Genomic DNA, 18,325 nt, shown 5'->3' with positions numbered 1-18,325 from the left:
CGATCACCGCCGCCACCACGCCGCACCGAGTGAGAACAACCCTGCCGCGCCGCTGGCAATGCTCAGCAGGGGCGCATCACCGAAGTACCAGCCGCCCGGCTGCATGCCGTACAGCACCGCGGCAACGATCAGCAGGCCGACGCCGGCAATCGCGGCCACCGCGCGCTTCTGCAGCTTCTGCAGATTGTTGTTCAATGCGACCAGATCGACCGAACGCATCGACAGTTCATGGTCGCCCTCGACCTGCTGCTTCAGCCAGGCGTGCACCAGGCGCGGCATGTCCGGGGTGTGGGTCATGATTTCCGGCAGCCGCTTGCGCAGTTCCTTCAGCACCCGGCGCGGGCTGTAACGCTCGCGCAGGATGCGTTCCAGCACCGGCCGCGCCACCGCCCAGATGTCCAGCTGCGGGTCAAGCTGGCGGCCCACGCCTTCGATGTTAAGCAGGGTCTTCTGCAACAGGATCAGCTGCGGCTGCAGGGTCAGCTGGTAGCGCTGGGCCACGCGGAACAGCTTCATCAATACTTCGGCCAGCGAAATCTGCGACAGCGGGCGGGTGAAGTACGGTTCGCACACCGAACGCGCCGCTGCTTCCAGTTCGTCGATGCGCACGTTGTTGGGCATCCAGCCGGCCTCAACGTGCAACTCGGCCATGCGCCGGTAGTCCTTGTTGAAGATGGCCATGAAGTTCTCGGCCAGGTAGTACTGATCTTCCTCGGACAGCTGGCCCATGATGCCGAAGTCCAGCGCGATGAAGCGCGGGTTGTCGCGGCGGGCCGGATCGGTGTCGACCCAGATGTTGCCGGCGTGCGCGTCGGCGTGGAAGAAGTTGTCGCGGAACACCTGCGTGTAGAACACGCGCACGCCCTTGGCGGCGAGTGCCTTGCGGTCGATGCCGGCCTTGTCGAGTGCAGCGATGTCGTCCGACGGAATGCCCCACACGCGTTCCAGGGTGAGCGCGCGCTCGGCGGTGTGGCTCCAGATCACTTCGGGCACGTACAGGTCGTCCGAGTCCATCCAGAACCGGCGCAGCACGCTGGCGTTGGCCCCTTCGCGCTGCAGGTCCAGCTCGGCGGCGAGGGTGTTCTCCACCTCGGCCACCACTTCGCGCGGGCGGATCTTGTCAGCGCGCGGATGAGTGCGTTCGACCAGGGCAGCGGCGGACTTGAGCAGGGCGATATCGGCGTCGATCTGCTTTTCGATGTCCGGGCGCAGCACCTTGACCACCACCTGCCGGCCATCGGCCAGCGTGGCGGCGTGGACCTGGGCGATCGAGGCCGAGGCCAGCGGCTGCAGGTCGAAGCTGGCAAAGGCCTCGCTGACCGGGCGACCGAGCGCGGCTTCGACGATGCGCTGGGCGGTGTCGCCGTCGAACGGCTTCACGCGATCCTGCAGCAGAGTGAGTTCGTTGGCCACGTCGGCCGGAATAAGGTCGCGGCGGGTGGACAGTATCTGCCCGAACTTGACGAAGATCGGACCCAGGTCCTGCAGCGCCAGGCGCAGACGGGCACCGCGCGACTGTGCGGCGATATCGGCCGAGGCGCGCGGCACGAAGGGCTTGGCCAGACGCAGCCAACGCTCCACGGGTGTGCCCTGTAACAGATCATCCAGGCGATAACGCAGGATCACGCGGCCGATGCGGGTGGCGCGGAACATCGCCTTCATGCGCGCACCTGCTGCAGGCGCTGCACGCGCGCGGCCAGGCGTTCGACGTCGTCACGCATCACGTCCACATCGTCGTGGAAGGCATCCAGTTCTGCTCGGGGTACCACGTCGCGCGACTCCTCGGTGACAAATTCAGCGGCGGTATGTGCCAGATCGGACGCGCCACGGCGCGCATGCTGCAGGGCCGAGCGCAGGGTGTTGGCCACCTGCACGCCCAGAATCTCGCCGAACACGCGCACGAACGGCAGCTGCCAGTCGGGGTCGAAGCGGCTGGCCAGCTGCTGCAGGCGGCGCGCCAGTTCGGCATCGCCTGACACCTTGACCCGCCCGGCCGGGGCGTCGCCGCCACGGCGGGCATTGGCGATCAGCGGCAGCTGCGCCAGCACCCCACCCAAGGTGCTGCGCACGGCCAGATCGGGTTCCTGTCCCTGGTCGACCGGTCCGACGGTGAGGCGATCACCGTCAACCCCGATGCGCATTGCCAGCGACGGCGATTCCAGGGTCAGGGCGATATGGCGGCCGTCCAGCGCGGAAAGCGCATGGCGGGTGTCCGGGTCCAGCGCCAGGGTGCGGTTCAATGCCAGTTGCAGGGCATTGCCGGCCAGGGGCTTGAGGGAGGAAAGCAGGGAGCGGGGCATGTGGCCATTCTACCTGTGCCCCTTGAATGGCGGGTGCCATACAGCACAACGGCCTGGTCGTCGTGGGGACGCCAGGCCGTCGTTGCTTGCCGCGGCAGTGCGGCGGGCAGGAGAGAGGTGCCCGCCGCACTGCCGTCAAGGCAGGTACTGCGAGTACTACGTACGCTTACGGAACATCGAGATCACAGCCAGGATCAGGAACACGACAAACAGGATCCAGGCGATGTTGCTGGCGGCACCGGCGATGCCGGAGAAACCGAGCACCGCCGCAATGATGGCGATTACAAAGAAAACTACGGCGTAGTGCAGCATGTCGATCCTCGCGTGGTGCGTGCCGGATTGGCGTGCTGCCATAGTCTCGATTTGCCGGTGTTCAGCGAGTGACGGCAACCTCATCGCGCAATGAAGCCTTCAGCCTCGTGAGGCCTTCGTCAATGCTGACCTGCGGCACATAGCCAAAGTCGCGACGCGCCGGCTCCATGCTGTACCAGTGCGGCGTGCACAGCTGCTCGGCGAGGAAGCGGGTCATCGGCGGTTCGCCTTTCAACCGCAGCAGCGGCCACAACCGCTCGGCGACCGCGCCGATGCGGTAGGCCGTCTTGAAGCTGATCGACTTCTCCACCGGCGGTGCGCCCGACGCGGCCAGCAGCTTGTTGAGCAGCTCGCGCATCGGCAGCGGCTCGCCGTTGGAAATGAAGTACGCCTTGCCGGCGCAGGCGGCACCCGGAGCCAGATGTTCAAACGCCTGGAAGTGGGCCAGCGCGGCGTTGTCGATGTAGGTGGTGTCGACCAGATTGGTACCGTCGCCGACAAAACGGAGACGACCGGCGCGTGCACGCTCGGCCAGGCGCGGCACCAGCTGCTGGTCGCCCGGACCCCAGATCAGTCGCGGGCGCAGTGCCACGGTGACCAGTTGCGCGTCATTGGCGGCGAGCACGCGCTGTTCGGCAATGGCCTTGGTCGCCGCGTACGGGGCCTGGAAGTCCTCGCCGTACGGCACCTCGTCCGCGCCCAGGCCTTCCACCGGATGGGTGGCGCGGTGGGTCACGCTGGGCGTGGACGTGTACACCAGCCGACCCACGCCGTTGGCAAGGCAGGCGGCAAGCACGTTGTCAGTGCCCACCACGTTGGCCTTGTGGTAGCTGTCATAGCTGCCCCAGGCACCGGCCTTGGCGGCGTTGTGGAACACCGCGTCGACGCCGGCCACCGCATGGCGCACCGCCTCGGCATCGGCGAGGTCGCCGCGGATCTGGCCCACGCCCAGCGCGGCCAATGCCGGGTAATGGCTGCGATTGAAGCTGAGCACTTCGTGCCCGCGCTCGACCAGGCCACGGCACAGCGCCTGACCAAGGAAACCACCACCACCGGTGACCAGAATCTTCATGCGTGTTGTTCCATGCGGGTTGCGGCCCAGACCGTCAGCTTTTCGCGGCCGATCTTGGCGTTGTGACGGATGTCGACGGGGAAGCCCGGGTGCACCAGGAAGCGCTCGATGCGCGCAGTGCCGGGATGCGCCAGCGCGTGATCACGCAGGCGCTGCTGCAGCGCCGGTGAATCGCTGGTGCCCGGCTTGAGTTCATAGCACAGCACCGGCACCTGTTGCCCGGGCGCACCCACGCCGACCAGCGCGGTGCGGGCAATGCCCTCCAGGGTGTTGAACACGGGCTCGACCTGCTCGGTGTACAGCGGGCCCTGCGCGGTTTCCAGGCGTTGGGTCTTGCGGCCGCAGAACCACAGCCGGCCCTGGTCGTCGAAGTAACCGACGTCGCCCATGCGGTGGACCACGCGGGTGCTGCCATCGGCCAGGGTTTCGCTGATCTTGGCAGCGGCGGTGGCCTGCGGACGGTTGAAATAGCTGTCGGTGGCAGTCGGGCCGGCGACGGTGATCTCGCCGACCACGCCGGTGGCCACTTCGCGCACCTGCGTCCACTGCGGCAGGGGTGCGTCATCGATGGCGATGATACGGACCTGGTTGGGCGCGACCACGCGGCCGACGCAGGTGCCAGCCCCGTGCTCGGTAGCCTCGCGGGTGCTTTCCAGCTCACGGCCTTCGACCACGGCGACGGGCAGGCATTCGGTGGCGCCGTATGGGGTCCAGAACTGCGCGTCGTCAGGCAGCAGGCGGCGGAACCGCGCCACCACGTCCGGCGGCACCGGCGCGCCGGCCGAGGTCACCCGGCGCACGCCGGGCAGCGGCTGGCCGTGGTCGGCCAGCACCCGGATCAGCGCCGGCGAACCGAACAGCTGGGTCACCCCGAAGCGGGCGATGGCGTCGTGCAGCTTGCGCGGATCGGCCTTGGCCGGGCGCGTGGGGTCCATGTCCGGAATCACCGAGGTCAGGCCCAGCGCCGGGTCGAACAGGGCGAACGGCGGGAAGGTGGGCAGGTCCACGCCCCCCGCTTCCATGCCGAACGCCGAGCGCAGCAGGTCCACCTGCCCCACGAAGTGACGGTGGCGGTAGACCACGCCCTTGGGTACGCCGGTGGAGCCGCTGGTGAACAGGATCGCGGCCACGTCGTCGCCGTCGGTCGCGGCGATCGGCTGCGGCGCGCTGGCTCCCTGCGCCTCCAGCTGGGCCAGGGTGGTGCCGCCCCAGCCCCAGCGCCGGCCCACGGTCACCAGGGACTTCGCGCCCGGGCACCAGCGCAGCACCAGCCGCGCCACATGGGCCAGGCCGATGCCGATGAAGGCCTGCGGCTGGGCTTCGTCCAGGCACTGCTTGAGCGCGCGCTTGTCGATGCCGGGGTCGACCAGCACCGGCACCGCGCCGTTCTTGAACAGCGCGAACATCAGCAGGAAGAACTCCGGCGAGGGCCGCACCATCACCACCGCGCGCACGCCACGGCCGATGCCGTAGGCGGCCAGCCCGGCCGCCATGGCGTCGCTGCGGGCGTTGAGGGTGCGGTAGTCCAGGGTCACGTCATAGCGCGCCATGCCGGTGGGGCCGGGCTTTCCGGGGCAGCGGATGGCAATCTGGTCGGGGCGTTCGCGGGCCAGTTCGGGCAGGCGCGCGGCGATGTTGGTGGGGCTGTTCATCCGTTCATTGTCGCCGCTGCAGAAAAATCTTGCGCGGCGGCCGTCAGCGTGGAAAATTCGCGCCCTTCCCCCTGCACTCTCTGCCGCCCGAAGGCCGGCATCCATGGCCCATCCCTGCATGACCTGCGGCGCGTGTTGTACCCAGTACCGCGTGGCCTTCCACTGGATGGAGTCTGACGAGGTCACCCCCGGCGGTGTGCCGCACGAACTGACCGAAGTGCTGGACCCGCACCGGTTGTGCATGCGCGGCACCCACTCCAAGCCGGTACGTTGCGTCGCGCTGGATGCCGAGATCGGGGTCTATTCGCGCTGCAGCATTCACCCCAACCGGCCCAGTGTGTGCCGTGAGGTCGATGCCTCGTGGGAGTACGGCAAGGCCAGCCCGCAGTGCGACAAGGCGCGCATTGCCTTCGGCATGCCGGCGCTGACCCCGGCCGACTGGCCGCTCAAGGACTGAACCGCCCTATCCGGCCTGCGGTCCGACCCAGGTCAGATACAGGGTCAGGGTCAGTACGGACACCAGGGTGGTGCCCAGCACCGTGGCCGCGGTAGTGCCGGCCTCGCGGCCATGGAACTCGGCCAGCATGAACGGCCCGGTGCCGGTGGGCAGCGCGGCCAGCAGCACGGCCGCATGGGTCAGCACCGGGTCCAGGCGGAACACCTGGGCGGCCAGCAGCCAGACCAGCAGCGGCTGCAGCAGCAGCTTGGCCGTCCCCAACCCCAGCGCGGTGCGTCCGGTGCCTGCGGGCACGTTGCGGCGTTCGCCCAGGAACAGCCCCAGTGCGATCAACGCACACGGGGATGCCGCGCCCCCCAGCAGTTTCAGGAACGTCTGCACGGGAGCCGGCGGGTGCGTGCCGGTGGCCATCAGCGGCAGCGCCAGCAGCGGAGCCAGTACCAGCGGATTGCGCAGCAGGACGCGGGTGACCTTCCACAGCAGGTGGTGCAGGCGCATTTCGCGCTGCAGGCCGGTTTCAACGAGCACGATGGCCAGCGCGAACAGCACGCACACGGTCAGCAGGGTCGCGACCAGGGTAGGGGTGAGCGCCGCCGTACCCAGCACCGCCACTGCGAGCGGAAAGCCGATGAAGCCGGTGTTGGCATAGGCGGCGTTGAGGCCGTCGATGCTGGCGTCGGCCAGCGGCTGGCCGCGTCGGCGCTGCAGGAGCACGGTGCCGGCGAACACCAGCGCGGTGCCGCCGCCGAAGCTGAGCAGGAAACCGGGATTCCACAACGCCTGCCAATGCGCGTTGGCGACAACGTCGAACAACAGCGCGGGCAGCGCCAGGTAGACCACGAAGCGGTTCAGCTCGGACGTGGAATGCGGGCCCAGCGCGCCACTGCGGCGGGCCAGCCAGCCGGCAAAGATCAGGCCAAAGATGGGCAGCACAATGGCCAGCACAGACAACATGGGGGATTCCCTGAAAGCGTGCGGTGCAGGCTACGCGCCGGCATCAATACCTTCCAATGCTTTTGGCGGACTTCAGCGATACTCTTTGTGCATGATCGACATTCGCGCCCTGCAGTGTTTCCTGGCCGTGGCTGACACCCTGCATTTCGGGAAGGCCGCTGAACGTCTGCACATGACCCAGCCGCCGCTGAGCCGGCAGATCGCCGGGCTGGAGAAGGCGCTCGGGGTAACCCTGCTGGAGCGCGACTCTCGCCACGTGCGGCTCACTACCGCCGGCACGCGCTTCGCCCAGGATGCGCGCGACGTGCTGGTCGGGCTGCAACAGGCCTGCCGCAGCGCGCAGCAGGTGGCCGCCGGTGAACTGGGCGAGCTGCGCGTGGGCTTCATGATGCATGCGGCGCACAGCTCAGTGCCGCCGCTGGCCCGGCGCTTCATTGCCGCGCACCCGCAGGTGCAGCTGCGCCTGCGCGAGGCATTGCCACTGGCCTTGCTGCAGGGCGTGCGCGAGGGCGAGCTGGATGCGGGGATTGGCTTTGCACCTGCCGAACTGCATGGCCTGGCGCTGCAGCCGCTGTTCGAGGAGCCGCTGTGTGTGGCACTGCCGGCCGCGCACCCGCTGGCGCGGCGGCGTCAGCTGCAGGTGGCGCAGCTGGCGGATGAGGCGCTGATCACCGCACCGGCCGATGTAGTGCCGACCTTGCGGGAAGCGATTGACGCCTGTTTTGCGCGCGAAGGCCTGCGCCCGCAGATCCGGCTGGAGGTCCAGCTGCAGCAGAGCATCGTCAGCCTGGTAGGCGAAGGGCTGGGGGTGGCGCTGGTACCGGCGTCATTGCGCCGGCTGGGCGTGCCGGGGGTGGTGTTCGTAGCGTTGAAGGACGCGCCACGGGTGCAGCAGGTGGTGTTCTGGCGGGTAGGGAATTTGAACCCTGCGTTGCCGCATTTGATCGCGTGCGTCGGGTGACGACCAACGGTCGTCACCTACCAGCGGAGGATCACCATCCGCCAATGCAATCGTTGAACCTTATCGGTAGGTGACGACCGTTGGTCGTCACACCGGTTACAGCGGATTGCCATCCAGGAACGCGCGGATCTCCGGCACCAGCACTTCGTGCTTGTCTTCCAGCACATAGTGCCCGGCATCTTCAAACGCATGCACCTGCGCCTGCGGCAGCGCGGCCTGGAAACCCTTCAGGAAGTGATGATCGAACACGAAGTCGCGCAGACCCCAACCGATGAACGCCGGACGGTCGGCGAACGAGGGCAGTGCCTGGCCGGCACGCTCCAGCAGCGACCAAGCCTTGTCGGCCGGGCTCAGCGGAATGTCCTGCATGAAGCGGATCGTGCTGATCCGGTTGGCGTAGCTGTTGTACGGCGACACATACGCGCGGCGTACATCCGCCGGCATCTTGCGCTCCACGCCCAGCCACGACGCACCGCTGGAGAACGCGTTGAAGGTGCGGATGATCCACTCGCCGATCTTCCAGTGCCGGCCCAGCGCGATCTGCCACGGCATCTTCTTGGCCGCCGGCATCGGGAAGGCGGCGGTGTTGAGCACCACCAGGCGCTTGACCTGCGCATGGTGCGACAGCGCCCACCCGAAGCCGATCATGCCGCCCCAGTCGTGCACAGCCAGGGTGATCGGGCCCGTGATCCCCAGGTGCTTGAGCAGGGCATCCAGGTCCTCCACGCGCGACTGCAGGGTGTATTCGTAGCGGCTGTCATCGGGCTTGTCCGACAGCCCCATGCCGATATGGTCGGGCACGATGCAGCGGTACTTGTCCGACAGACCCGCAACCAGCGTGCGCCAGTAATAGCTCCACGACGGGTTGCCGTGCACCATCACCACGACTTCGCCGTCACGCGGACCTTCGTCGAGATAGCTCATCGACAGGCCGGGGCGGACTTCGAAACGCTGCGGATGGGCGGGGTAACCGGGAAGCTGGGACATCAGATCGCACCTGTAAAAAGGGCCGGAAGTACCGGCCCTTGGAATCAACTGAAGTGTCGTTTTACCAGACCACTTCGGCCATCGAGCAGTTCAGGCCCGAGCCGATGCCGAGCAGGGCGATGCGGTCGCCCTTCTTCAGCTTGCCCAGCTGCTTGAGCTTGCTCAGCACGATCGGCACCGAGGCCGGACCAATGTTGCCGTGCTCGCCGAAGATGGTCATCACCTTCTTCGGGTCGATGCCGAAGTTCTTGATGAAGGCCGCGGTGTGCGGCTGGCTGACCTGGTGGATCACGAACTGGTCCAGCTCTTCCACGGCCCAACCCAGCGCTTCGCGGGCGGCCATGAAGGTCTTCTGGGCCAGCTTGATGCCTTCGATCAGCAGCATGCGGGTGTCGGTGACCATGCGGTCCAGGTTGCCGCGGCACAGCTGGTTCCACTCGGTGGCCGAGCGGGTGACACCGCCGCGGTAACGCGGGGCATCCGGCACCAGCTCGCTGCGCGCCATGACCATGGCAGCGGCACCGCAGCCCAGGGTCAGCGCGGCCATCTCGTTACGGAAGTCGTCGGCGGTCACGCCCGGCAGGGCCATGCGCTCGAGCGTCTTCTCGTACACCAGGTTGGCGGTTTCGCCGTCGACGATCAGCGCGTAGTCGATCTCGCCGCGTTCCAGCATGCGGGCGGCGATGTCCATGCCGTTGATGAAGGCCAGGCAGGCATTGGCGACGTCGAAGGTCATGCACTGGTCGCTGACGCCCAGGTTGCCCGAGACGATGCTGGCCGTGGACGGCTCCAGGTAGTCGCGGCTGACCGAGGTGTTGACCAGCAGGCCGATCTTGTCGGCACCGATGCCGGCGTCTTCCAGCGCCTTGCGGCCGGCCAGGGTGGCGGCGTCGGAGGCCAGCATGTCGGCGTCCCACAGGCGGCGGGCATGGATGCCGGCGATATCGCCGAGCACGTCGGTGCGGATGCCCAGACGATCCAGCGTCGGCTGCAGGCGTTCGTTGATTTCCTTCGACGTCAGCGTATGCGGCGCGTCGATGTGCGCCAGACCGGCGATCGAGACATTCTTGAAGAGCATCAGTTAGCGCCAAGGCTCAGGCGAAGGGGGCGCTATTGTAAGCCCCAGCGGCTTTCACCGCATCTTTACGAATTCACGCCCGGGCGTATGGTCCGGGCGTGGGGCTGAATGCGTCAGCGCGGCGGGCACTGGAAGGCCAGGAAGCGCTGGCTGCCGTCGGCCGGCGCGGCGGCGGCCTGGATGGCATTGGCCTGGGCGCTGGGGGCCTCGTTGCGGGCCAGGGTTTCCAGTTCTTCCTGCACGCGCAGGGGGTTGCGGTTGTAGAAGCCGACCTTGCTCTTGACCGTGACCACGACTTCGCCGCGCTGCTGGCAGCCCGACGGGACCTGGCCGGCGGGCAGCACGCGCACGGTCTTGCCGCTGGGTTCGATCGGCACCCAGGTGCAGGCGGTGGCGGTCAGGGTGAGGGCGGAGAGGAGCAGGAGGCGCATGGCGGGGATGCTCGGGTGGGTCATGGGGGGATTTTGCCTGAATGGGCTGAATCGGGGGTGGATGGGGCGGGACGGTGAGGGGGGATGAGGTTGCCGGCCAGCGGCCGGCACTACCTCTCCCTGCGGTTTATTTCACCGGATTGCCGTCTGCGTCGATGACGGTGACCTCGCCCAGGTTCAGCGCGCGCACCTCTTTTTCGGTCTGCTTCAGGTCACCCACCACCACCCAGGTCAGGGCATTGGGATCCAGCGTGGCGGCGGCCTGCTGCACCTGGGCCGGGGTCATCGCCTCGATCTCGGCCTTGCGCTTGAACACATAGTCGTCCGGGCGCTGGTAGCGGACGATGCCGCTGATGGTGCCCATCACCGCGCTGGCGGTTTCATAGGCCCCGGGCAGGCTGAGGGTCTGGATGTTGCGGATGCGGGTCACTTCCGGTGCGGTGATCGCCTCGGTACCGCTGGCGAAATCGGCGATCTCACGACGCATTTCGGCCATGGCCTCGCCGGTCTTGTCGATCTGTACCGGGGCCATCGCCATCCACGGGCGCTGGCCCAGGGTGCTGCTGGCGCTGCTGCGGGCCCCATACGACCAGTGCTTCTCTTCACGCAGGTTCATGTTCAGGCGCGAGGTGAAGTCGCCGCCGAGCACGCCGTTGGCGATGTCGAAGCGGGTTGCCCCGGCATCCAGGGTGGAAGGCACCACCTGGCCGGCGAACAGGTTGGCCTGGACCGCACCGGGCTGGTCGATCAGGAACACGCGGCCCTTGGCGGGGCGCGCCACGTCCACGGTGGCCTTCACCTGCGGGGCCGGGCCGGTGCTCTTCCAGTCACCCAGCTGGCGTTCCAGCAGCGGCACGATTTCTTTCAAGGTGGTGTCGCCCACCACGATCAGGGTGCCCTGCTCCGGGCGCAGCCAGTCGCGGTGGAAGTCGACCAGGTCCTGGCGGGTCAGCGACTGGATGTCAGCCTCGCGGCCGCTGCCGGTGAACGGAATCGCGTACGGATGGCCCTTGCCGTACAGCAGCGGCGGCAGCACGCGCATGGCGACGGCGTTGGGATTCACCTTCTCCTGCTGGATGCCAGCAATCCAGGTCGCCTTGACCCGGTCGATCTCGCCCTGCTCGAAGCGCGGGCTGCGCAGCATGTCGGCATACAGGGCCAGCGACGGGGCCAGGTTTTCCTTCAGTGCGGACAGGTACACGCTGGCGCTGTCCAGCGAGGCACTTGCGCCCATGCTGGCTCCCAGCATGTCGGCGGCGTCGGCGAAGGCCAGCGCGCCCAGCTTGCCCGCACCTTCGCCCATCAGGTCCATGGTGAAGTTGGCGGTGCCGGACTTGCGTCCCTGGTCGGCGGTGAAGCCGCCCGGGAACTCATAGCTGAACTGCACCACCGGAATGTCGTGGCGTTCGGCCAGGATCACCTGGGTGCCGTTCTTCAGGGTGGCGCGGTGCAACTGCGGGAACTTCAGTTCCGGGAACTGCTTGGTCTGCGGCACGCCGCTGCTGCGGTCGACCTGGCTCGGCAGGGTGCTGAACTTCGGGTCCACCGCCGGCACGTTGAACGGCTTGGGCGTGGCCGAGGGTTCCTCGGCCAGAGCCACGCGCGCACCCGGCTCCACCACCAGGGTGTGGTCGCCCGGGCCCAGCCACTTGGCACCGATGCCGCGCACGTCGGCCGCGGTGGCGTCATTGATCACCTTCAGCGAACGGCGGAAGCAGCCCGGGTCGCCTTCATACACAGTGCACTCGGCCAGCGCGTCGGCCTTGCCGCCGAAGCCACCAATGCGTTCGATGCCGCGGATGAAGCCGGCGCGGAAGGCGGTCTTGCCGCGCGAGAGTTCGGCGGCGGTGGGGCCGTCCTTGATCAGCTTGCGCACTTCCTCATCGATGATGGCTTCGACCTTGGCCGGGTCCACGCCCTGCTTCACCGTGGCCATGATCATGAAGTTGGAGCCCAGCTGTGAGCTGTAGGCCCCGGCGCTGACGTTGTCGACCAGCTTGTCCTGGTGCAGCAGGCGCTGGTCCAGGCGCGAGGCCTTGGCCCCACCCAGCACCTGCGCGAACAGCTGCAGCTGATCGATGTCGGTGGTGCCCACTTCGGCAACATTCCAGGCGCGGTAGATGCGCGCCTGCGGCACCTTGTCGGTCATGGTCTCGCGGGTGGATTTTTCGCGCTTGGCCACGTCCACCTTCGGCTGGGCCATGCTCGGGCCGGCCGGAATGTCGCCGAAGTAGCGTGCGACCTTTTCCTTGGCGGTGGCCACGTCAATGTCGCCAGCCAGCACCAGCACCGCGTTGTTGGGGCCGTACCAGGTGCGGAACCAGGTTTTCACGTCATCCAGCGAGGCGGCATTGAGGTCGTTCATCGAGCCGATCACGCTGTGGTGATACGGGTGCCCGGCCGGGTACAGCGCGCGGTTGAGCTTTTCCCAGACCTGGCCATAGGGCTGGTTCTCGCCCTGGCGCTTTTCGTTCTGGACCACGCCGCGCTGCTCATCCAGCGCCGCCTGGTCGATGGCACCCAGCAGGTGGCCCATACGGTCGGACTCCATCCACAGCGCCATGTCCAGCGCGGTGGTGGGCACGTTCTCGAAGTAATTGGTGCGGTCGGTATTGGTGGTGCCGTTCTGACCGGTCACGCCGACCTGCTTGAACGGTTCGAAGTACTCGCCGTCATGGTTTTCGCTGCGCTGGAACATCAGGTGTTCAAACAGGTGCGCGAAACCGGTGCGGCCGGCGGGCTCGTCCTTGCTGCCTACGTGGTACCAGATGTTCACCGCCACGATCGGGGCCTTGCGGTCGGTGTGCACCACCACGCGCAGGCCGTTGGGCAGGGTGAACTCCTCGAACGGAATGTCGACCTTGGCCGTCTGTGCCGGCTTGGCCAGCACCGGTGCCGGGGCCAGCGTGCCCAGGGCGGCAGAGAGCGCAACAGCAAGCAGTGCGCCACGCGGTCGAAGGTGCAGGGTCATTCCGGGTCCTTGGTCGTGAAAGTGGAGGCCGATCCTAGCCCGCCCCCACTGAATCTGGCATCGGCCAACAGTCATTGCCGCTCTCAGGGCACGTCACATCGCGGCGTCCGGACAGTCCTGGCTTGCATATCGGACAGGTGTCCGGACAGCGGACACTGCGATTCAGGCGAAAAACCCTTGTAAATCAATGGCAAAAAGTTGGCACGGGTCCTGCTTTGATCTCCGTGCGGACAGAAGGCGATCAAACACAAACTGACTGATCGCTGAACAAAACACCGAAATCGAAAATTTCTCTTGCAAGCCCAGATTCGGTGTACTACCTTACTACCACACCACTGCTCACCAACACTAAACAGGCCCGTCATGAACACCAAGACCATCGCAATTGCCATCGCCATCGCTGCCGGCTCCGCGTTTGTTTCGAACGTGCATGCCGCTTCCGCCATCCCCACCCTGGAAACCGTCCAGGTCCGTCCCTCCGCCGACCAGCTGGCCCAGGCCGAATGGGAACGCAACAGCCCGATCCCGACCCTGGCGCTGGTGGAAGTGCGTCCCACCGCCGGCCAGATCGCCGAGTACCGCCAGGAACTGGCCGACAGCCGTCGCGTGACCACCCTGGCCGCCGTCGAAGTGCGTCCCACCGCCGAACAGCGTGAAGCGCTGGCCGCCGAGCAGGACAGCCACCGCGACTACATGGGCACCTTCGCTGCTGCGGCCACCGCCGTCGCCAACGAAGTGATCATCAGCCTGCCGACCCTGCAGGTGCGCCCGACGCCGAGCGACCTGCAGGCCTTTGCAGTCGATGCGGCTTCGGTGCTGGTCCGTCCGTAACAGCGTACCGACCAACGGTATGACCGCCTTCGGCGGCCACCCTTCGGGCCGTCGGCAAGCGACGTTAGGACCGGCAAGCCGATCCTTGCGGTACCTACCGGCCGTGATCCAGCGGTTCGGTCGGTACCAGCAGTGAGACGTCGCGGCGTACACTTTGGCCATGACCTCTCCTCAGTTCCATGTTGTGTTGTTCCAGCCGGAAATTCCCCCGAACACCGGCAATGTGATCCGCCTCTGCGCCAACACCGGCGCGCAGCTGCACCTGATTGAACCGCTCGGTTTCGACCTGAGCGACAAGCAGCTCAAGCGCGCCGGCCTGGACTATCACGAATACGCACGACTGCTGGTGCATCCAGACCTGGACACCGCCCTGCAGCGCATTGCCCCCAAGCGCCTGTTCGCCCTCAGTACCCGTGGCAGCGTGCGCTATGACACCCAGCAGTTCGAAGACGGCGACGCCTTTCTGTTCGGCCCGGAGACCCGCGGCCTGCCGCAGGATGTGCTGGACGCGCTGCCGCACGGGCGTCGGCTGCGTCTGCCGATGCGCCCGGATAATCGCAGCCTCAACCTGTCCAACACGGTAGCCGTGGTGATGTACGAGGCGTGGCGGCAGAACGGGTTTGCCGGCGGCGTGTAACAGCGTAGCGACCAACGGTCGATACCTACCGAGCCGGTAGGGCACGACCGTTGGTCGTGCCGTGTAAAACGTCAGAACGCGTTGATGCCGGTCAGCTCGCGGCCGATCACCAGCTGGTGCACGGTTTCGGTGCCCTCGTAGGTAATCACCGATTCCAGGTTCAGCGCATGCCGTATCGCCACGTGTTCGGTGGTGATGCCCGCCCCGCCCAGCAGGTCGCGGCAATCGCGGGCGATATCGATGGCCATGCGGCAGTTGTTCCACTTGGCCAGGCTCACCTGCTGCGGCTGCATCTGGCCGGCATCCTTCAACCGCCCCAGCTGCAATGCCAGCAGCTGCGCGCTGGTGATCCGCCGCGCCATGTCGGCCAGCTTGATCTGCGCGCTCTGCGTGGCCGCCACCGGCCGGCCGAACAGCACCCGTTCCTTGGTGTAGCCCAGCGCTTCATCCAGGCAGGCCACTGCAGCGCCGATCGGGCCCCAGCTGATCCCGTAACGCGCCTGGGTCAGACAGCCCAACGGCCCCTTCAGGCCCTGCACGTTCGGCAGGCGGTTGCGCTCGGGCACGCGCACGTTGTCGAAGAACAGCGCGCCGGTCAGCGAGGCGCGCAGGCTCATCTTGTGCTTGATCTCCTGGGTGGTGAAGCCCGGCATGCCCTTTTCCAATACGAAACCCTGGATGCCGTCATCCGTGTGGGCCCAGACGATGGCGATGTCGGCCACCGGGCCGCTGGTGATCCACATCTTGCTGCCATTGACCAGCCAGTCGCCGCCATCGCGCACCGCGCGGGTCTTCATGGCCGCCGGGTCCGAACCGCCATGCGCCTCGGTCAGCCCGAAGCAACCGATCACCTTGCCGGCGGCCATGTCCGGCAGCCAGCGCAGGCGCTGCTCTTCGCTGCCATAGGCGAAGATCGGGTACATGCACAGCGAGCTCTGCACCGACACGAAGCTGCGCAGGCCCGAGTCACCGCGTTCCAGTTCCTGGCAGATCAACCCGTAGCTGACCGCGTTGAGGCCGCCACCGCCGTACTGTTCCGGCAGGGTGCAACCCAGCAGCCCAAGCGAGGCGATCTCCGGGATCAGCTCATCCGGGAACCGGCCCTGGTCGAAGGCGTCACCAATGATGGGCAGCACCCGCTCATCGGTGAAACGGGCCACGCTGGCCTGTACCGCGCGTTCCTCTTCGCTGAGCAGGGAACGGACATCGAACAGGTCATATGGATTCAGGGACATGGCTACCTGGCAGGAAAGGAGCAGCAGAGGCGGCCATTGTCCGCGCTCAGCGCCACCCGGCCAAGGCACGGCGCAGCACGGGCCTACAATGGCGACATTCCGTCGCAGAGCCGTCCGCCATGCAGATCCGCCCCGAGCGCGCGACCGATGCCGCCGCCATTCACGCACTGACCCGCGAGGCATTTGCCAATGCGCCGCACCGTGATGGGACCGAGCAGGACGTCATTGACGCATTGCGCGCGGCCGGCGCGCTGTCGGTGTCGCTGGTGGCCGAGGAAGCGGATGAATTGATCGGCCATGTCGCGCTGTCGCCGGTCACGCTCAGTGATGGCAGCCGGGGCTGGTATGGACTGGGGCCTATCTCGGTGGCCCCGACGCAGCAGGGTCGGGGCGTAGGCAGCGCATTGATGCGGGCCGCGCTGGCGGCGCTGCAGGAGCGCGGGGCAGCCGGCTGCGTGCTGCTGGGGGATCCGGCGTACTACGGGCGCTTCGGGTTCCGGGCCGATCCACGGCTGCGTTTGCCCGGGGTGCCGGCGGAGTACTTCCAGACGGTGTTGCTGCAAGGGGAATGGCCGGATGCTGATGTGCGGTATCACGGTGCATTTGGCGGGTAATGCGGCACCGCACCATTCATCCCTCAAACCTTTGGCAACGTCGGCGAACTAGGCGTAAACGCCCGCTCCCGGTACCCTGACGTACTGAACTGCATTCCCAGGCAACCGCCCCCGGCCTTGGCCGCTGGCACTACCCAACGAGTTACGCACCACCATGAGCGAAGAAACCACCGCCCTGCCCCCGCGCGAAGCCATGGAATTTGACGTGGTGATCGTCGGAGCCGGCCCCGCCGGCCTGGCCACGGCCATCCGCCTGCGCCAGCGCGCCATCGAAGCCGGCCGCGAACTGTCGGTCTGCGTGCTGGAAAAGGGATCCGAGCCCGGCGCGCACATCCTGTCCGGCGCGATCATGGACCCGCGCGCACTGACCGAGCTGTTCCCGGACTGGGCCGAGCGCGGCGCGCCGCTGAAACAGGCCGTCACCCGCGACGAGTTCCTGTTCCTCAGCCCGGACGGCGCGCGCAGCACCCCGCATGCGTTCCTGCCGGAATGCTTCCACAACCAGGGCAACTACATCGTCAGCCTTGGCGAGGTCACCCGCTGGCTGGCGCAGCAGGCCGAAGCGCTGGAAGTGGCGATCTTCCCCGGCTTTGCCGCCGCCGAAGTGCTGTATGACGAGAACGGCGCAGTGATGGGCGTGGCCACCGGCGACATGGGCATCCGCAAGGATGGCAGCCACGGCCCGAACTTCGAACGCGGCATGGAACTGCACGCGAAGTACACGATCTTCGCCGAAGGCTCGCGCGGCCACCTCGGCCGCCAGCTGATCACGCGTTACCAGCTGGACGCCGGCAAGGACCCGCAGTCCTACGGCATCGGCATCAAGGAACTGTGGCAGATCGACCCGGCCAAGCATGAGCCAGGCCTGGTGGTGCACACCGCCGGCTGGCCGCTGGACAGCGACACCTACGGTGGCTCGTTCCTGTACCACGCCGAAGGCGGCAAGGTCGCCGTGGGCTTCGTGGTGGGGCTGGATTACAAGAACCCGTGGATGAGCCCGTTCGAGGAGTTCCAGCGTTTCAAGACCCATCCGTCGATCCGCAAGCACCTGGAAGGCGGCAAGCGCATCGGCTACGGCGCACGCGCGATCACCGCCGGCGGCCTGTTCTCGTTGCCGAAGACGGTGTTCCCGGGCGGTGCGCTGGTCGGCTGCGAAGCCGGTTACCTCAACGCCAGCCGAATAAAGGGCAGCCACGCGGCAATCAAGACCGGCATGCTGGCCGCGGATGCCGCGTTCGATGCGCTGGTCGCCGACCGCCAGCGCGATGAACTGAGCGCCTACCCGGAAGCGTTCGACCAGAGCTGGCTGCATGACGAACTGAAGCTGTCGAAGAACTTCAAGCAGTGGTTCAAGAAGGGCCGCACCGTGGCCACGTTGATGACCGGCATTGAACAGTGGCTGCTGCCGAAGCTGGGCATCCGCAATCCGCCGTGGACGATCGGTCACAACAAGCCGGACCACGAATGCCTGGAACCGGCATCGCAGCACACCCGCATCACGTATCCGAAGCCGGACAACGTGCTGACCTTCGACCGGCTCAGCTCGGTGTTCCTGAGCAGCACCAATCACGAGGAAGACCAGCCCAGCCACCTCACGCTGAAGGACGCCAGCATTCCGGTGCGGGTCAACCTGGCCGAGTACGCTGGCCCGGAAGCGCGTTACTGCCCGGCGGGCGTGTACGAGTTCGTCGGCAGCGAAGGCCAGGAACAGCTGCAGATCAACGCGCAGAACTGCGTGCACTGCAAAACCTGCGACATCAAGGACCCCACCCAGAACATTGTGTGGGTGACCCCGCAGGGCGGCGGCGGTCCCAACTACCCGTCGATGTGAGA

Annotated in this window: 17 protein-coding genes; 6 read left to right on the top strand and 11 right to left on the bottom strand. The window is 66.9% G+C overall.

Annotated elements, in window-relative coordinates:
* Positions 1–3 precede the first annotated feature (3 nt).
* The 5 genes from ubiB to oleC all read right to left on the bottom strand — a co-directional run bounded on the left by ubiB (position 4) and on the right by oleC (position 5,336).
* Positions 4–1,662, bottom strand: coding sequence for a ubiquinone biosynthesis regulatory protein kinase UbiB (gene ubiB, locus PDM29_RS08400; protein ID WP_311193392.1), 1,659 nt, complete (start codon positions 1,660–1,662; stop codon positions 4–6).
* Entirely contained in the window at positions 1,659–2,300 is a 642-nt protein-coding gene (locus PDM29_RS08395; RefSeq protein ID WP_311193391.1) for a ubiquinone biosynthesis accessory factor UbiJ, read from the bottom strand. The genes ubiB and PDM29_RS08395 overlap by 4 nt, the downstream gene beginning before the upstream one ends.
* Before the next feature lie 156 nt (positions 2,301–2,456).
* Positions 2,457–2,612: a DUF1328 domain-containing protein gene (locus tag PDM29_RS08390; protein WP_311193390.1), complete on the bottom strand. Its 156-nt coding sequence runs from the start codon at positions 2,610–2,612 to the stop codon at positions 2,457–2,459.
* 61 nt (positions 2,613–2,673) lie between these two features.
* Positions 2,674–3,684 (bottom strand): 2-alkyl-3-oxoalkanoate reductase, encoded by a 1,011-nt coding sequence (gene oleD, locus PDM29_RS08385; RefSeq protein WP_311193389.1) that lies wholly within the window; start codon positions 3,682–3,684, stop codon positions 2,674–2,676.
* Positions 3,681–5,336 (bottom strand): olefin beta-lactone synthetase, encoded by a 1,656-nt coding sequence (oleC, locus tag PDM29_RS08380; RefSeq protein ID WP_311193388.1) that lies wholly within the window; start codon positions 5,334–5,336, stop codon positions 3,681–3,683. The genes oleD and oleC overlap by 4 nt, the downstream gene beginning before the upstream one ends.
* 103 nt (positions 5,337–5,439) lie before the next feature.
* Between oleC and PDM29_RS08375 the strand changes: the two genes are divergently transcribed.
* A complete protein-coding gene (locus PDM29_RS08375) occupies positions 5,440–5,793 on the top strand; it encodes a YkgJ family cysteine cluster protein (RefSeq protein WP_125360860.1) in 354 nt (117 codons plus the stop codon).
* A gap of 6 nt (positions 5,794–5,799) precedes the next feature.
* On the opposite strand, the gene PDM29_RS08370 is transcribed toward PDM29_RS08375, so the two are convergent.
* On the bottom strand, positions 5,800–6,747 hold the full coding sequence (locus PDM29_RS08370) for an AEC family transporter (protein ID WP_311193387.1): 948 nt from the start codon (positions 6,745–6,747) through the stop codon (positions 5,800–5,802).
* Between the two features lie 91 nt (positions 6,748–6,838).
* Between PDM29_RS08370 and PDM29_RS08365 the strand changes: the two genes are divergently transcribed.
* Entirely contained in the window at positions 6,839–7,708 is an 870-nt protein-coding gene (locus tag PDM29_RS08365) for a LysR family transcriptional regulator (RefSeq protein ID WP_311193386.1), read from the top strand.
* A 96-nt stretch (positions 7,709–7,804) separates the two neighbouring features.
* Here PDM29_RS08365 and PDM29_RS08360 read toward each other — a convergent pair whose 3' ends face one another.
* The 4 genes from PDM29_RS08360 to PDM29_RS08345 all read right to left on the bottom strand — a co-directional run bounded on the left by PDM29_RS08360 (position 7,805) and on the right by PDM29_RS08345 (position 13,175).
* Positions 7,805–8,695, bottom strand: coding sequence for an alpha/beta fold hydrolase (locus PDM29_RS08360; RefSeq protein ID WP_311193385.1), 891 nt, complete (start codon positions 8,693–8,695; stop codon positions 7,805–7,807).
* A gap of 61 nt (positions 8,696–8,756) precedes the next feature.
* Positions 8,757–9,773, bottom strand: coding sequence for a 3-oxoacyl-ACP synthase III (locus PDM29_RS08355; RefSeq protein ID WP_125360856.1), 1,017 nt, complete (start codon positions 9,771–9,773; stop codon positions 8,757–8,759).
* A gap of 113 nt (positions 9,774–9,886) precedes the next feature.
* Positions 9,887–10,204 carry a DUF4156 domain-containing protein gene (locus PDM29_RS08350; RefSeq protein ID WP_282298501.1) on the bottom strand — a complete coding sequence of 106 codons (318 nt, stop codon included), beginning with the start codon at positions 10,202–10,204 and terminating at the stop codon, positions 9,887–9,889.
* 127 nt (positions 10,205–10,331) lie between these two features.
* Positions 10,332–13,175, bottom strand: coding sequence for a M16 family metallopeptidase (locus PDM29_RS08345; protein WP_311193384.1), 2,844 nt, complete (start codon positions 13,173–13,175; stop codon positions 10,332–10,334).
* 363 nt (positions 13,176–13,538) lie between these two features.
* Between PDM29_RS08345 and PDM29_RS08340 the strand changes: the two genes are divergently transcribed.
* Both PDM29_RS08340 and trmL read left to right on the top strand, forming a co-directional pair.
* On the top strand, positions 13,539–14,006 hold the full coding sequence (locus PDM29_RS08340) for an XAC0231 family protein (protein ID WP_311193383.1): 468 nt from the start codon (positions 13,539–13,541) through the stop codon (positions 14,004–14,006).
* Between the two features lie 160 nt (positions 14,007–14,166).
* Entirely contained in the window at positions 14,167–14,643 is a 477-nt protein-coding gene (gene trmL, locus PDM29_RS08335; RefSeq protein WP_311193382.1) for a tRNA (uridine(34)/cytosine(34)/5-carboxymethylaminomethyluridine(34)-2'-O)-methyltransferase TrmL, read from the top strand.
* Positions 14,644–14,714: 71 nt separating this feature from the next.
* Here the strand turns inward: trmL and PDM29_RS08330 are convergent, their stop codons facing one another.
* Positions 14,715–15,878, bottom strand: a complete 1,164-nt coding sequence (locus PDM29_RS08330) for an acyl-CoA dehydrogenase family protein (RefSeq protein WP_311193381.1) — start codon at positions 15,876–15,878, stop codon at positions 14,715–14,717.
* A gap of 119 nt (positions 15,879–15,997) precedes the next feature.
* Here PDM29_RS08330 and PDM29_RS08325 point away from each other — a divergent pair, with 119 nt between their 5' ends.
* Together PDM29_RS08325 and PDM29_RS08320 are read left to right on the top strand one after the other, a co-directional pair.
* On the top strand, positions 15,998–16,492 hold the full coding sequence (locus PDM29_RS08325) for a GNAT family N-acetyltransferase (RefSeq protein ID WP_311193380.1): 495 nt from the start codon (positions 15,998–16,000) through the stop codon (positions 16,490–16,492).
* Positions 16,493–16,646: 154 nt separating this feature from the next.
* The gene (locus PDM29_RS08320) at positions 16,647–18,323 is read left to right on the top strand and encodes an electron transfer flavoprotein-ubiquinone oxidoreductase (protein ID WP_311193379.1); all 1,677 of its coding nucleotides are present in this window, start codon (positions 16,647–16,649) and stop codon (positions 18,321–18,323) included.
* The last annotated feature ends 2 nt before the right edge of the window (positions 18,324–18,325 follow it).

It is taken from the genome of Stenotrophomonas oahuensis (genome assembly GCF_031834595.1).
In the GTDB taxonomy this organism is placed as follows: domain Bacteria; phylum Pseudomonadota; class Gammaproteobacteria; order Xanthomonadales; family Xanthomonadaceae; genus Stenotrophomonas; species Stenotrophomonas oahuensis.
The sequence above is the reverse complement of the archived record's forward strand: the minus strand, read 5'-3'. Positions and strand labels throughout refer to the sequence as shown.